The sequence below is a fragment of the Rhodococcus sp. NCIMB 12038 genome (genome assembly GCF_002165735.1).
Taxonomy (GTDB): Bacteria; Actinomycetota; Actinomycetes; order Mycobacteriales; family Mycobacteriaceae; genus Rhodococcus_F.
In genome coordinates this window covers 30,717-45,904 of the sequence record NZ_NHML01000016.1, presented here as the reverse complement: position 1 = coordinate 45,904, position 15,188 = coordinate 30,717, and the positions used below count along the sequence as shown (strand labels likewise).

12 protein-coding genes are annotated in these 15,188 nt (G+C 67.9%); 6 read left to right on the top strand and 6 right to left on the bottom strand.

What is annotated here, in order from left to right; genetic code table 11:
* Nucleotides 1-4 precede the first annotated feature (4 nt).
* From CA951_RS24200 to CA951_RS24190, 3 genes are all read left to right on the top strand, one after another.
* Nucleotides 5-1,456: an aldehyde dehydrogenase gene (locus CA951_RS24200; protein ID WP_087559249.1), complete on the top strand. Its 1,452-nt coding sequence runs from the start codon at nt 5-7 to the stop codon at nt 1,454-1,456.
* 49 nt (nt 1,457-1,505) lie between these two features.
* On the top strand, nt 1,506-3,932 hold the full coding sequence (locus CA951_RS24195) for a CaiB/BaiF CoA-transferase family protein (RefSeq protein WP_087559248.1): 2,427 nt from the start codon (nt 1,506-1,508) through the stop codon (nt 3,930-3,932).
* 191 nt (nt 3,933-4,123) lie between these two features.
* Nucleotides 4,124-5,497, top strand: coding sequence for an MFS transporter (locus CA951_RS24190; protein WP_087559247.1), 1,374 nt, complete (start codon nt 4,124-4,126; stop codon nt 5,495-5,497).
* Nucleotides 5,498-5,510: 13 nt separating this feature from the next.
* Here CA951_RS24190 and CA951_RS24185 read toward each other — a convergent pair whose 3' ends face one another.
* From CA951_RS24185 to CA951_RS24175, 3 genes are all read right to left on the bottom strand, one after another.
* The gene (locus CA951_RS24185) at nt 5,511-6,428 is read right to left on the bottom strand and encodes a triacylglycerol lipase (RefSeq protein ID WP_256974050.1); all 918 of its coding nucleotides are present in this window, start codon (nt 6,426-6,428) and stop codon (nt 5,511-5,513) included.
* Nucleotides 6,429-6,566: 138 nt separating this feature from the next.
* Nucleotides 6,567-7,718 carry an acyl-CoA dehydrogenase family protein gene (locus CA951_RS24180; RefSeq protein ID WP_087559392.1) on the bottom strand — a complete coding sequence of 384 codons (1,152 nt, stop codon included), beginning with the start codon at nt 7,716-7,718 and terminating at the stop codon, nt 6,567-6,569.
* A 49-nt stretch (nt 7,719-7,767) separates the two neighbouring features.
* Nucleotides 7,768-8,937, bottom strand: coding sequence for an aromatic ring-hydroxylating dioxygenase subunit alpha (locus CA951_RS24175; RefSeq protein ID WP_087559246.1), 1,170 nt, complete (start codon nt 8,935-8,937; stop codon nt 7,768-7,770).
* A gap of 200 nt (nt 8,938-9,137) precedes the next feature.
* On the opposite strand from CA951_RS24175, the gene CA951_RS24170 reads away from it, so the two are divergent.
* The 3 genes from CA951_RS24170 to CA951_RS24160 all read left to right on the top strand — a co-directional run bounded on the left by CA951_RS24170 (nt 9,138) and on the right by CA951_RS24160 (nt 12,686).
* Nucleotides 9,138-10,127: a GNAT family N-acetyltransferase gene (locus CA951_RS24170; RefSeq protein ID WP_087559245.1), complete on the top strand. Its 990-nt coding sequence runs from the start codon at nt 9,138-9,140 to the stop codon at nt 10,125-10,127.
* A 221-nt stretch (nt 10,128-10,348) separates the two neighbouring features.
* Nucleotides 10,349-11,173, top strand: a complete 825-nt coding sequence (locus CA951_RS24165; RefSeq protein WP_087559244.1) for a mycofactocin-coupled SDR family oxidoreductase — start codon at nt 10,349-10,351, stop codon at nt 11,171-11,173.
* A 19-nt stretch (nt 11,174-11,192) separates the two neighbouring features.
* Complete coding sequence (locus CA951_RS24160; RefSeq protein WP_087559243.1) at nt 11,193-12,686, top strand: aldehyde dehydrogenase; 1,494 nt, start codon at nt 11,193-11,195, stop codon at nt 12,684-12,686.
* Nucleotides 12,687-12,727: 41 nt separating this feature from the next.
* Here the strand turns inward: CA951_RS24160 and CA951_RS24155 are convergent, their stop codons facing one another.
* Genes CA951_RS24155 through CA951_RS24145 form a run of 3 tightly spaced genes read right to left on the bottom strand, consistent with a single transcriptional unit; the run spans nt 12,728 to nt 15,172 of the window.
* On the bottom strand, nt 12,728-13,429 hold the full coding sequence (locus tag CA951_RS24155) for a TetR family transcriptional regulator (protein ID WP_087559242.1): 702 nt from the start codon (nt 13,427-13,429) through the stop codon (nt 12,728-12,730).
* 38 nt (nt 13,430-13,467) lie between these two features.
* Nucleotides 13,468-14,370 carry an alpha/beta fold hydrolase gene (locus CA951_RS24150; protein WP_087559241.1) on the bottom strand — a complete coding sequence of 301 codons (903 nt, stop codon included), beginning with the start codon at nt 14,368-14,370 and terminating at the stop codon, nt 13,468-13,470.
* A gap of 22 nt (nt 14,371-14,392) precedes the next feature.
* Nucleotides 14,393-15,172: an SDR family NAD(P)-dependent oxidoreductase gene (locus CA951_RS24145; protein ID WP_087559240.1), complete on the bottom strand. Its 780-nt coding sequence runs from the start codon at nt 15,170-15,172 to the stop codon at nt 14,393-14,395.
* Nucleotides 15,173-15,188: the final 16 nt, after the last annotated feature.

The window sequence follows — 15,188 nt, the reverse complement described above, 5'->3', positions numbered from 1 at the left end:
CGACATGGACAACATGACCGTGGACCGCGACGCTCTGTTCATCGGTGGCCGGTGGGTCGCCCCGCAAGAGGGTGCCGCGGCCGACGTCGTAGAGGCTGCCACGGAGAAGGTGCTCGGGCGTTCGGCGCTCGCTTCGGCGGCCGACATCGATGCCGCCGTCGCCGCCGCACGCGACGCACTCCGCGGACCGTGGGGGCAGCTCGACAACCGCGCTCGTGCAGACCTTCTCGACGTGTTCGCGTCCGCGCTGAAGAAGCGTGGTCGCGACACCGCGACGTTGGTGACGCGCGAGAACGGGATGCCGATCTCACTCTCCGCCGGGGTCAACGGTTTCGGGCCCGCCGCCATGATCCGCTACTACGCCGCGCTCGCCCGCGACGCGGCGTCCGAGGACGTCCGTCCCAGCGCGTTCGGCGGCCGCACGGTGGTCCGGCGTGAGCCGGTGGGTGTCGTCGCCGCGATCACGCCCTGGAACTACCCGCAACCCCTCGCCGCGATGAAGATCGCGCCCGCGCTCGCGGCCGGGTGCACCGTGGTGCTCAAGGCCGCCCCCGAAACCGCGCTCGACGCATTCGCGTTCGCGGACGCCGCCGAGGAGGCGGGTCTGCCTCCCGGCGTCCTGAACATCGTGCCCGCCGGCCGCGAGGCGAGCGCGTACCTGGTGCAGCACCCGGGGGTCGACAAGGTCGCGTTCACCGGTTCGACCGCGGCGGGACGAGCGATCGGCGAGGTGTGCGGCAGACTGCTGCGCCCCGTCACGCTCGAACTCGGCGGCAAATCGGCTGCGATCGTGGCGGCCGACGCCGACCTGTCCGTCTTCGCCGCGAACCTCGCCGAGGTCTCCCTGGTGAACAACGGCCAGACGTGCCATGCGAGTACCCGGATCCTCGCCCCCCGTGCCCGATACGACGAGGTCGTCGAGGCGGTCACCGAGACGGTCCGGGGTCTCGTCGTCGGGGATCCCCTCGACAAGACCACCGCGATCGGGCCGCTGGTCAGCGCCGCCCAGCGTGAGCGCGTGCTCGGCTACATCGAGGACGGGCGCAGCGCGGGCTACCGCATCACGACCGGCGGGGGCGTACCGGATTCGCAGCCGCTCGGCTGGTTCGTCGAGCCGACGGTGTTCGTGGACGTGGACAACTCCGCCCGCATCGCCCAGGAGGAGATCTTCGGACCCGTTCTGACGATCACCCCCTACGCGGACGAGGACGAGGCCGTGGCGATCGCCAACGACTCCGAATACGGCCTGGGCGGCACGGTCTGGACCGCCGACGAGGAGCACGGCCTCGCGCTGGCCTCGCGGATCCACAGCGGGACCGTCGGCGTCAACCATTACGCCCTCGACCTCGACGCGCCGTTCGGGGGCGTCAAGTCCTCCGGTCTCGGACGCGAACTCGGTCCGGAAGGCCTGAACCCGTATTTCGCGACGAAGTCCGTCTACTTCGGAACACGCTGAGCCGAAGCGCTTTTCATTCACCATCAGAACTGATCGAACGGAGCAGGCGATGACGCTACCGCTGACCGGTGTCCGCGTACTGGATCTCACCGACGGCCTCGGTGAGTCGTGTGGCCGGTACCTCGCCGACCTCGGCGCGCAGGTGACGAAGGTGGAAGGCCCGGGAGGCGCGCGTTCACGCCGCGCCGAGCCCGTGGTGGACGGGGTCAGCATCCCGTTCGCGCTGCGCAACGCGAACAAGCGGGGGATCGTCGTGGACCTCGACGACCCCGCAGGCCGGGACCGGCTCCGGGAACTCGCCGCGGAATCCGACATCCTGGTGGAATCGCATGCGCCCGGACTGCTGAGTGAGTACGGAGTGAGCGCGGCCGAACTCTCCGCTCTCGCAACGTCACTGGTGTGCGTGTCGGTCACACCGTTCGGGCAGACCGGGCCCTACCGGGACTGGGCGGCCACGGAACAGGTGCTGTACGCACTGAGCGGTGTGCTGTCCCGCTCCGGTGCTCCCGGAGCCGAACCCCTGCTTCCTCCCGCCGGCCTGGTGGAGGAGACGGTGGGGATGCACGCCGCCTGGTCGGCGCTGCTCGCCTACTACGACCGCATCCACACCGGACACGGGCAGGTCGTGGACCTGTCCGCCTTCGAAGCGCTCGTGCACGGCTTCGATCCCGGATTCGGGACGCAGGGTTCCGCGGCCGCGGGGCGCTCCGACGACTTCCCCCGGAACCGGCCGGACGCGTCGAACTTCTATCCGGTGTTCCCCTGCGCCGACGGCTACGTGCGGATCTGCCTGCTGGCCAAACGGCAGTGGCGGGGAATGTTCGAATGGCTCGGCGAGCCGGAAGAATTCGCCGACCCGAAGTACGACACGATTCCGGCCCGGTTCGCTGCCGCCGACACCCTGCACCCCCTCATCGAGGCGCTCTTCGCGACCCGCACCCGCGACCAACTTGTCGCCGAGGGTGCGGCCAGGGGAGTGCCGGTCGGCGGTGTGCTCTCGCTCGGGGAAGTACTGACCACCGAGCACTTCGACGTGGCCGGTGCCCTCGCGGACATGGAGATCGCCACCGGGGTGCACGCCCGGGTTCCGACGGGATACGTGTCGATCGACGGCGCACGCGTCGGAATCAGGACCCCGGCGCCCGAGATCGGGGAGCACGACGCCCAGCCCCAGACGAAGCGGCAGGCGCCGGCCGCCGAGGTGTCCGGGACCCGGCAGCGGGGCACCCGCCCCCTCGACGGTCTTCGCGTCCTCGACCTGGGCGTGATCGTCTTCGGCGCCGAACTCAGCCGCCAGTTCGCCGATTACGGCGCCGATGTCATCAAGGTCGAGAATGCCAAGTTCCCCGACGGTCTCCGCCAGTCGAAACGGGGTGCGGCGCTGGCCGCGTCCGTCGCCTGGGGGCACCGCAACAAGCGCAGCCTCGGTCTGGACCTGCGCAGCCCGGAGGGCGGGGAGTTGTTTCGCCGCCTCGTCGCCGAGGCCGACGTGGTCCTGGCCAATTTCAAGCCCGGCACCCTCGCGTCGATGGGCCTGTCGTACGACGAACTCGCCGCCCTCAACCCGGGCATCATCGTGTCCGAGAGCAGCGCGTTCGGCAGCACCGGGCCGTGGAACAACCGACTCGGCTACGGCCCGCTGGTGCGTGCCGCGTGCGGTGTGTCCGCCCTGTGGCGGTACCCCGGGAACGAGGACCTGCTCTGTGACGGCTCGACCGTCTATCCCGATCACATCGCGGCGCACGTGACGGCGATCGCGGTACTCGCCGCCCTGATCCAGCGAACCCACACGGGTAGGGGCGCGGCGCTGGAGGTGGCGCAGGCCGACACCGCGCTCGTCCAGCTCGGTTCTCAACTCGTCACCGAATCGCTCCGACCGGGCACCGTCTCCGCGCCCGGCAACTCCGACCCGTTCGCCGCACCTGCCGGGGTGTTCGCCTGTGCGGGTGATGACGAATGGTGCGTCGTGTCGGTCCGGGACGACGACGACTGGGTGCGCCTGTGCGCCGCGATCGGCACGCCCGAACTGGCGGACGCTCCAGCGTTCCGCACCCGGGCCGAGCGGATCCGCAACCGTGTGGACGTCGACGCCGTGCTGGGTGAGTGGCTGCAGACGCGTTCTCCCGCAGCGGCGGTCGCGCAGTTGCAGGCGGCAGGAGTGCCCGCCGGAATGATGCTGCGGCTTCCCGAACTGCTCACCGATCCGCACCTGGCGGCCCGCGACGCCTACACGGTCACGCATCACGCGTTGCTCCCGAAGGCGCTGCCCACGGCGGCCCGCGTCGCGCGCTTTTCGGCCATTGCCGATCCGCCGCTGCGGCAGGCCCCGATTGCCGGGCAGCACAGTCGGGAGATCTGCGCGGACGTGCTGAACATGACGACCGCAGAAGTGGATCGACTCGTGGCGGAGGGAATCCTGCAACTGCCCGTCACGGATCCGTCGCCAATCGGGGTGGCCGCCTCCGCCGCGAGGTGACACACGAGTTGATTCGACAGCGGCCCGGGTTACCCTGGGCCGCTGTCGAATCATGCCCATGTCAAGGGTGCTCCGGCGAGGTCGAAAGACCCGAAGGTAATGCGTAGACAAAACTAATGGTTGTTGGTTAACGTGGCATCCGTCACAATCATTCTCGAACTCTTCGAGACCGCACGACACGGAGTGTGTGCATGACAACCAGCTCATCAACCGCCGCAGACGGCGCCACGACGGTGTCCGGTTCCGGGTCCGCCGGCGACTCGAAACGAGCCAGCCGAGCCGCGTTCGTCGGAACCCTGCTCGAGTACTACGATTTCAGCCTCTACGCCTCCGCCGCGTCGGTGGTGTTCGGGAGCGTGTTCTTCTCCGGGGCGAGCCCGTTCCTGGCCACGCTGCAAGCGGTCGGGACGTTCGCAGTCGGTTTCCTCGTCCGGCCGATCGGCGGCGTCGTTCTCGGCAGCCTCGGCGACCGGATCGGACGGAAGAAGATCCTCGTCTTCACCCTCGTGATGATGGGGGCCGCGACGATGCTCGTGGGACTGCTACCCGGCTACTCGCAGATCGGCTGGCTTGCCCCGGCCCTCCTCGTCCTCCTCCGGATCCTCCAGGGGATCGGGGCCAGCGCCGAATACGGCGGCGCCACCCTGGTCGCGGTGGAGTTCGCGCCGCAGCGCCGACGGGGACTGCTCGGATCGCTGCCCGGGGCGGGGGCGTCCATCGGCGGCGTTCTCGGCACCAGCGCCCTGCTGATCGTCTCGGCCGCGCTCCCCGAGGAAGCCTTCATGTCCTGGGGGTGGCGCCTGCCGTTCCTGCTCAGCGGACTGATTCTCCTGTACGGCCTGTCGTTGCGGGCCCGGTTGCCCGAGACTCCGGCGTTCCGCCACATCGAGGAATCGAACGACAAGACCACGTCCCCGGTTCTCGACGTCATCCGCCGGCAGCCACGCGCGATCCTGTCCGTGCTCGTGATGGTGTTCGGGCAGGCCGGTCTCGGCTATTTCTATCTCGTCTTCATGCTGACCTACGGCCGCAACCAGCTGGGCATGGGGCAGACCGACATCCTGATCGGCCTGGTTCTCGCGCAATTGAGTTGTGCGGCATTCATTCCCCTGTTCGGGATGCTGTCGGACCGGGTCGGCCGACGGCCGGTCATCATCTCCGGCTTCTTGTTCTCCGCGCTGCTCGCCTTCCCGGCGTTCTGGCTCGTCGGGCACGGAGGCGGTACCGCCGCGTTCTGGTTGGTCCTGGTCCTCGGGAACGGGGTCGGTGTCGCTGCGATCTTCGGCCCGATGGGGGCGTACGTCACCGAGCTCTTCGAGACCCGGCACGCCTTCAGCGGTCTGGGGCTCGGCCGTGAACTCGGGAACGCGCTCGGTGCCGCGCTCGTACCGGTCCTCGCCGTGCAACTCGCGTTCAACGACGGCGGCAGCACCGCGGCCCTGAGCATCCTGCTGGTGGCGATCTCGGTGGCGGGCGTCGCCGCCGCATGGGTCTCGGTGTCGCGAACACAGCGCGCGCGGGACGGTGCGGAGCGGGCCGCGGCGTCGTCCGAGGCCGCCGTCTAGCGGAGGTCGTGGTTCAGGGCAGCGGCGCCACGGGATGGCAGGCGGGAGCAACGGCCGACGCCGGATCGAGGAGGTTGCGCACGATCCGGAGCGTGATGTCGTCGTACACCATGGTTCCGTGATTGGTCAGATCCTCGGGGCAGAAGTCCTGAACCACGACGTTGGACACGTTCGGCCCAGGCGGCAGTTGCGACTCGCTCAGTTGCACGACGAGGTCGTGCCGCGAACTGACGGTCGCATACTCGACTCCCGGGCGGGTCATGCCGCTCTCCCCGGTCTCTGTGACGAACGCGGAACCCGCCGTCCCGTCGTCGACCGCCGGAATTACATCCCCGACGGCGTCTTTCGCCTGGGAATGCTCGGCGAGAAGATTCAGCATTCCATAGGCGCTGATGCCGTTGGTGGCGGGCGCGACCCCGATCATCGTGCCGACCTTCGACTCTCCCCCGAGGTGGTTGATGTAGTAGAGGGGCACGAGTCCGCCCTGGGAGTGCCCGACGAGGTCGACCCGATCGGCGCCGGTAGCCGCGAGGACCGTCTCCACGAAATCGCCGACCTGCCGGGCGGACACGCGCATGTCGCCGGTCTGATGGAACGGGCCGGTGTCCGGGCCGCCGTAGTCGAGGCCGAAGACGCAGTAGCCGTCGGCTTTCAGTCGCGGTGAGTACATCGCCCAGTTGGCGTAGCTGTTCTCGAACGTTCCGTTGACGAGGACGACGGGCCGCGGATGCGCGGCGTCCGGCTTGCACGAGAAATCGTTCATTCCCTGCGGAATCGCGGCGGGGTGCTCGATGGAATAGGCCCACGCGGCAGGCCACCCCGTTTGTGGCGGCCCCACGGGGGCCGTGTCCGGGGCGGCGTCGGCCACCGCCGGAGTGCCCAGGACTGCCAGGGCTCCGAGAACTGCCACCGTGCGTGCGCGTGCACCCATCGCGTCCGACTCCTCTCCCGCAGAGCGACCGTTTTACCTAAATAGTGTAGTTTCTGACCGGGTATGCGTGGGTGGGAACGGCGCAAAGAAGGGGTGCGGCGAATACATTTTCGCCGCACCCCTTCTTCCCGGAATCGTTCAGGCCTTCATCAGGTCTCGATGGATGATTTCCTTCATGATCTCGTTGGTGCCGCCGTAGATCCGCTGGATCCGGGCGTCGATGTACGCCTTGGCGACGGGATACTCCATCATGTAGCCGTAGCCACCGTGGAACTGCACTCCGGCATCGATGACGCGGCCCTGCAGTTCCGTGGCCCAGAGCTTCGCCTTCGCCGCATCCACGGCGGTGAGGGTGCCCGCATTGTGCTCACGCACGCACCGGTCGATGTACGCGCGGGACACCTCGACGGCCGTCTGCAGTTCGGCGAGGGTGAACCCGAGGCCCTGAAATTCCCCGACCCGCTTGCCGAAGGCCGTCCGCTCCTTGACGTAGTCGAGAGTCCAGCCGAGGACCGCCTCGGCGGACACCTGCGCGGCGATACCGATGCCGAGTCGTTCGAGGGGGAGGCTCTGCATCAGATACGCGAACCCCGAACCGATCTCACCGAGCAGATTCTCCTTGGGGACGCGGACGTCCTCGAAGAACAATTCGGCGGTGTCCTGGGCGTGCAGACCGAGCTTGTCGAGTTTGCGGCCCCGGGCGAATCCCGGCGTCCCGTCCTCGACGACGAAGAGGCTGAAGCCGCGCGAGCCGGCCGAGGGATCGGTCTTCGCGAACACGATCACGAGGTCGGCGAGGATTCCGCTGGTGATGAACGTCTTGGACCCGTTGATCACCCAGCTGTCGCCGTCGGCGACCGCAGTGGTCTGGATGGCGCGCAGGTCACTGCCCGCGGCAGGCTCACTCATGGCGATCGCGCCGATGGTCTCACCGGTGACGAACCCGGACAGCCAGCGCCGGCGCTGCTCGTCGTCGGCGTGACGGAGCAGGTAGTTCAGGACGATGTCGTCGTTCGTGGAGAACCCGGACTGCAGGGCCGACGCGCCGACCCGGGCAATCTCCTGCTGGATCACGAAGCGGAAGCGGTAGTCCAGTTCACCGGGCCCGCCGTACTCCTCGGGGACGGACAGTCCGAGCAGCCCCTGGCGCCCGGCCGCCAGCCAGGTCTCGCGATCGATCAGGCGATCCGCATCCCACTTCTCGAGTTGGGGCACCACGTGCTTGTCGACGAATCCCCGCACGGATTCGCGGAACAACTCGTGGTCCCGGTCGAACAGATCGCTCTGCATGTCTTCCTCCTGATGCGGGACGCCCGTGGGCGCCCCGCACATCATGTTGTCAGTTCGTTGCCAGTAGTTTCTGCGTCTCACGCCGGAACACCTGGTTGGCGACCTCGTTCTGGCCCAATACCATCCGGCCGGCGTTGGCGCTGGTCATGCCGTGCTGCGAGTCCCGCAGGAGGGGGAAGTCCTCCGCGTGGAGAACGGCGAGGAGGATCTCCCAGTTCTTGGTCCACAGGCGGTTCCACCGCTCCTCGGTCATCTCGGTCTCCGCGACCGGCGGCACGATCAGGCGCATCTCCATGCGGCAGCGCTGCGGATCGGTGGGGTGTGGCCGGAAGGTGAGGAGCTGGAAGTGATCCGGCTGCCGCAGCAGGGTGCTGTTGGGGAGCAGGAAATGGGTTTCGGTGATGTCCTTGGCCAGGCTCCGGTCGCCGGGATCCTCTTCGATCCACCGGTCGATCGACTTGCGCGGCGCGATGAATCGGCAGTGCCTGCCGAAGTCCTCGAACGCCAGCACGTTGGTGTGGATGTGCTTGGCCGCGGTGTTCGGGTGGGCGTACTGGATGTGGTATCCGTCGAGAAAGGCGTCCTGCATGATCTTCCAGTTCACCGGCTCGTCGAATCCCTCGGACCGGAAGGCGATCTTGGAACCGAGGTCGTAGCCGGCGACGATCGTATCCATCTCTTCGCCGAGCCAGCTCGCCACGTCGATCTCGGCGTTCGCGTCGTCGACGACCCAGATGAAACCGTGCCGTTCCTCGGTCGGCAATTCGACGAGCCCCATGTTCGTGGTGTCGGTCTCGCCGAACGTGTTGTCGCGGGTGATCGTCCGGAGGCTGCCGTCTGTGTCGTACGACCACCGGTGGTAGGGGCAGGAGAAGAGCCGGCAACGGCCCTTCTCCTGCTTTTCGAGGAGGGCACCGCGGTGCCTGCAGAGGTTGACGAACGTCTTGACACCGCCGTCGCGCTGACGGACCACGATGATGTTGTTCCGCGGCATCTGCAGGGTGAAGAAGTCGCCGGCGCGGGGGATCTCGGAGCCGTGCGCGACGATCGAGGGGACACGTCCGAAGATGAGGTCGCGTTCCCGCTTGGCGACGGCCGGATCGGTGAACTCCTCCGGCTGGAACCAGGTGATGTGCTCGAATTCGTCCGTCGTGTCGTTGCGCAGGTGATCCAGGGCGCGGCGAATGCGTTCCTCGCGGGGGGCTCCGACCTCGGTCATTGCGTTTCCTCCAGTGTCGTGCGGAGTCGATGGGCCGGCGTGGTCGCCGCTACCCGTCACCGGCTCCGAATGCGGTGTGGATCGACGCCTTAAATCTAACTCACATAGATTTATGTGTAAACCCTCGCAGGTCCGGCCGTTGCGGGTGTTATCAATGAACATTAGGTTTAGGTGACACCGTCCGATGAGGAGTGATACGGATGATTTCCTGTCAGTGGTGCGAGGAACTCGCAGACGACGACCGCGACGAAGTTCTCGCCCTGGTGGGCGCGGCCGCGGAATACGACGACGAAGCGGGGTTCTCGCGCATCGAACCGCGTGATGTCACGGCACGTTCGCGGCCGGGGGTGCGGGTATCGCAACTTGCCGTCAAGGCGCGCCGCGGTCTGAGCGCTCTCGACGACGTTCCGCTCGTCGTGGTGGCGTACCTCAACATCGCCGTGGACGACGACGGTCTCGGGACCGTTCAGTTCGTCGTGCACCCCGACTATCGATCGCGGGGGATCGCGACCCTGCTCGTCGAGGAACTGGGCCTCGACGTGGACCGGCCGGACGGCTGGATGGGCACCGGTGCGCGCGCGCTGCGCGTCTGGGCCTTCGGCACGCATCCCGCCGCCGAGCGCCTGACTCGACGGTTCGGGATCTCGTCGGTGAGCCGGCTGTGGACCCTGTTCCGCAGCCTGACCGGGCCGTTCGCGGTTCCGCTCGATCCGGTGCAGCTCCCGGACGGGTCCGTGCTGGAGGCGCCGCGCGCCCTGGACGCCCCTGGGTCGGTGGAGGCTCTCGATGACGTGCTGGGCCGTTCGGGAATTCCGGCCGCTCAGCTCGAGAAACTGTCGGAGAGCCGTGCCCACGGAACCGGGTCCGTCGTTCTCGCGTCCGGCGACGCCGGCAGGGCCCAGGGTTTCGTCTGGCTGGACCCGTCACTGCACACGCACCTCGAACTGCGGGCGTCGTGGATCCGTGCGCTGGTGCTCGAGAAGGAGGCGCGGGGAGGCGGCCTGGGTGCGGCGCTGCTCGTCCGGGCGCTCGAGGTGCTGCGCGACGCGGGGGCCCAGATCGCCTTGATGAGAATCGATCCCGACGACGACGGTGCGGTCCGGCTCTGCCGGTTGCTGTCGTTCGAGCAGGAGGATGCGCATACGTGCTACCAGGTCGGTGAGTGGAACGAGGCTCCCGGCTACCTCTGAGGCATAAGACGGAGAACGATATTTGTTCCACTGTTGACGAGTGGCGAACGTCGCGCTACTGTCCTGTGACACGGCTCACAAACAATGTCCGTTTCGAGGACGTCCGGCCGACGGTCCTCGAACGCAAGGCTCACATCCAGTGCTCACCTCGCGCGCACGCCGCGCGACATTCCGGCGCACATCACCGACATCTCAGACTCGGTTCAACGAGAGGACACGTCATGGCACGACTCGAGGGGAAGGTCGCGTTCGTCACCGGTGCGGCTCGCGGACAGGGGCGTTCGCACGCGGTGCGACTGGCGGAGGAGGGCGCCTCGGTCATCGCGATGGACATCTGCGAGCAGATCGACACCGTGTTCTATCCGATGGCGACCACGGACGACCTCGCCGAGACCGAACGCCTGGTCAAGGAGGCCGGCGGTTCCATCGTGACGTCGGTGGGCGACGTCCGGAACCGCGCCGACGTCCAGCGCGCGTACGACGCCGGGATCGAACAGTTCGGGCACGTAGACATCGTCCTGCCCAACGCCGGCATCATGCCCGTCATCGGACCCGGCGATCAGCCGCAGGCGTGGCACGACGCCATCGACGTGATGCTCACCGGCGTGTGGCACGTACTCGAGGTGACGGTGCCCGGGCTGATCGAGCGGGGCGAGGGCGGGTCGATCGTCATCACCAGTTCCGCCGCGGGCCTCACCAGCATCGGACTCAACACGTTTCCCGGCCAGGCCGGTTACTCCGCGGCCAAGCACGGCGTCGTCGGTCTCATGCGCCTGTACTCGAAGCAGCTTGCCAAGCACAGCATTCGGGTCAACACCGTGCATCCCACCGGGGTGAACACCCCGATGGTGGCCAACGCCGAATACGGCGAGTTCGTGAACTCGCACCCCGAGGTCGCGAACGACGAATCGTACAAGAATCCGATGCCGGTCGAGCTGATCGAGGCCGTCGACATCAGCAACGCCATCGTGTTCCTCGCCTCCGACGAGGCGCGGTACGTCACGGGCGTGACCCTGCCGGTCGATGCCGGCTACAACAACCGCTGAGCGAAGGGAATTTTCGACCATGACGACAACAGAATCGGCGGCCGCAGCGCCTCCGAAGATCGCCGATCGCGAGCAGGTGTTCGTGGGCGGCCGGTGGGTGGAGTCGACGGGAGACGAGTGGATCGACCTCGTCGACCCGTTCACCGAGAAGAAGGCGGCACGAATCCGCAGCGCCACAACCGAAGACGTCGCGCGCGCCGTGCAGGCGGCCCGCACGTCGTTCGATTCCGGTGAGTGGGCGTCACGCACGATGGCCGAGCGCGCCGACGTCCTCGACGAGATCGCGTCGCGAATCGAGAGCCGCGTGGAGGAGTTGACCCCGCTCGGCGTGATCGAGGTCGGCATCCCCGTCGCGGTCAGCGGCCCGACCCAGCAGATGACCGCCGGGTTGTTCCGCGCCGTGGCGGCCGTGGCCCGCGACTACTCGACCCGCGACGACCGGACCCGGGCCGACGGCGGGGTCTCGCGAATCCTGAAGGAACCGACCGGGGTCGTCGCCGCCATCATCCCCTGGAACGGGCCCATCGGGACGATCGCATTCAAGGTGGCCCCCGCACTCGCCGCAGGGTGCTCGGTGATCCTCAAGACGGCACCGGAAGCCCCGCTGTCGCCGTCCGTGTTCGCCGACGTCATCGGGGAACTGACGGCCGAAGGCAAGATTCCGGACGGTGTCGTCAGCGTTCTCTGCGCCGACCGGGAGGTGTCCGAAACCCTCGTCACCAACCCCGACGTCGATCACATCACGTTCACCGGAAGCACTCTCGCCGGGCGGCGCATCATGTCGCTCGCCGGTGAGCGCATCGCCCGGGTGTCGCTCGAACTCGGTGGAAAGTCGGCGGCGATCATCCTCGACGACGCCGACCTGGGGCACGTCATGCAGTCGCTCCCGATGGGTGGCTGCATGCAGAGCGGCCAGGCGTGTATCGCGCTGACGCGGGTGCTCGTGTCACGCAAGCGCCACGACGAGGTGGTCGAGGCGCTGAAGGGTGCGCTGGGCTTCCTCACCATGGGAAACCCGTGGGAGCAGACGACCTTCCTCGGCCCGCTCGCCATGGAGCGGCAGCGTGACCGGGTCGAGAGCTACATCGCCTCGGCCAAGGAGGAGGGCGCGACCATCGTGCTCGGCGGTGGCCGTCCCACCGGCGTCGAGCACGGCTTCTTCGTCGAACCGACCCTGATCGACGGCGTGCGCAACGACATGCGCGTCGCGCAGGAGGAGATCTTCGGTCCCGTCGTCTCCGTCATCACCTACGAGGACGAGGACGAGGCGATCGCCATCGCCAACGACTCGATCTACGGACTGTCCGGCGCGGTGTACACCGCCGACCTCGAGCACGGTTTCGAGGTGGCGCAGCGCATCCGGACCGGAACGGTCAGCGTGAACGCCACCATCATCGACTTCACCGTGCCTTTCGGCGGCTACAAGCAGTCCGGTGTCGGACGCGAAGGCGGCGTCGAGGGCCTCGAGGAGTTCTTCGAGACCAAGACGGTGCACCTGCCCGCCACCGCGTAACAGGTCGCCGGCATCGAGATGACGAAGGGCCCCTGGAACATTTAGTTCCAGGGGCCCTTCGGCTCTTCGGGCGCCGGCGTGTCAGGCGGAGCGTTCCTCCGCTCCGCTCCGTTCCCGGCGGCCGCGTCGTTTCGCATCACGCCGTACAGGAAGCTGCGGATCATTTCCTCGAACAACCGCTTCGACGAGAGTTCGTTGGCGGCAAGCGCTTCGGCGAGGAGCGGCTGAGACTCCGGATCTACGTTCGGGAAGATCGTCGCGCGGGTGCTCGGCTTGCGCATCGCCTCCGTCAGGACCGCGCCGATCGACAACGTCTCCATCCCGTCCAGGATCTGGACGTGGAGATGCGTCGGCACACCGGAGTCCAGCAGGAACCGGGCCGTGTCCTCGTACGTGCCGATCAGGAGGTCCCGCGGCAGATACTGCAGGAGGATCGGCGCCGCGTTCCGGTGCCGCAGGATGGCCTGGCGGAAATTCATGCTCAACGCCACGAAGAACTCGGGCCAGTCGGGGCCGGGTTTGCGGCGGGGACGGACCACGGACGCGCCGGCGATGTGGCGTGCCACCGCGGACAGGATCTCGCTCTTGTCCGCGAAGTGGTGGTACAGCGACGGCGCCTGCACTCCGAGGTGCTTGGCCAGTCGCGGCAGACTGAAAGCCTCGAGTCCTTGGGAATCGATGATCTCGATGGACGCCTGCACCGCGGCCGCGCGGCTGATCAGGGGCTTCGATGGTCGGGGCATGTCAGGCTTTCCGGTCAGGGTGTTCGCTCGGGTGGTTGTCAGTCATGGTGAGGTGAATCGTAGTCGGTCGTGGTCACCTCATGGGTGTAGGCGACGCCGCTGTCGAGGAAGTCGAGCAGGCCGCCGCTGAGCAGGTCGTTGTCGTCGCCGCTGACCATGTGGCCGGCACCTCCGACATCGATGTGGCGGGCCGACGGGATCAGTTCCAGCAGGTCACGGGCACCGTCAGCGCTGACGACGTCGGACTGGGCGCCCCGGATGAGGAGGGTCGGGACGCGCACCGCCCGCGCCGCGGCACGGGCCCGCGCTTCCCGGACCGCGGCGTGGTCGTCGGTGTTCTCCCGGTACGTGATCATCCGCGGATCCCAGTGCCAGTACCAGCGCCCGTCGCGGAGGCGAAGGTTCTTGCGGAGTCCCTCGACGCGCGGGGGACGACGGCGGTGCGGGTTGTAGGCGACGACGTCGTCGAGTGCGTCGTCGAGGGTGTCGAAACCGGCGAGGCCGCTCTCCATGAACGACGTGATCTTGGCGAGGCCGCCGGGCTCGGCGCGGGGGGTGATGTCCACCAGGACCAGCGCGCGGCCGATGCCGTGGTCGCCCTGCGCGAGCAACGACGCCATTCCGCCCATGGACGCGCCCACCAGCACCGGTGGCTCGTCGAGTCCGGCGGCGACGGCCGCGAGGTCCCGCGCGTGGGCATTGCTGCCGTAGTCGCCGTCCTCGGCCCACTCGCTCTCGCCGTGACCGCGAGCGTCGATCGCGAGTGCGCACCAGCCGTTGTCGGCGAGGCGAATTCCGGTGCGCTGCCACGAATGGCGGGTCTGCCCACCGCCGTGCAGCAGCAGGACGATTCCCTTCCGCGCGGACGCCGGCTCCCACCGGTCCGCGACGAGTGTGACTCCGTCGCCGCGCAGTTCGGTGCGAATCGTGGTGATCGGCATGGTCGTTGTCGCCTTTCGTCGGTCAGTGACCGGAGGTTCCGCCGTCGACGGCGAGCGTCGAACCGGTGATGTAGCCCGAGGCCCGGCTGGCGAGGAAGACCACCGCCGCGTCGAGTTCGCGCTGGGTGGCGGTCCGTCCGAGTGAACAGTCGTGGAGGAAGGCCGCGAGTGTCTCCGCCGACATCTCGCCGATCATGTCGGTGTCGACAAATCCCGGTGCGATCGCATTGACCCGGATGCCCTTGCGCCCCGACCACTGGTTCGACAGATCCCTGGTCAAGCCGATGAGCCCTGCCTTGCTCGACGAGTACGCGGCCTGCGGAAGCACGGACTTCACCAGGCCGAGCATGCTGGTGATGTTGACGATGCTGGAACCGGGACCCATCACGCGGGCACAGGCCTGTGCGGCCCAGTAGGCCCCGAAGAGGTTCACGTCGAGCACCGCCCGGTAGTCCTCGGGCCGCTCGCGGGTGGCGGGTGCGGCGTGGGTGACCCCGGCGTTGTTCACCAGGATGTCGAGCTTGCCGAACCGGTCGATCGCCGCCTGTGCGAGCGCGTCGCACTGTTGCGGATCGGTCACGTCGGTGGGGACCACCAGGCAGTCGCGACCGCGTTCGGTGACCGAGCGGGCGACCGCGTCGAGTCGGTCGCGCCGTCGTGCGGCGATCACGACATCCGCGCCCGCCTCGGCGAGCGCGCACGCGAAACCGGCGCCGAGGCCGCTGCCCGCGCCGGTGACGACGGCCACGGAGTCGGTCAGGCGGAACAGGTCGAGCACCGATTCGGTTGCCTGCGGGTTCATGAGCGAGGTCTCCCAT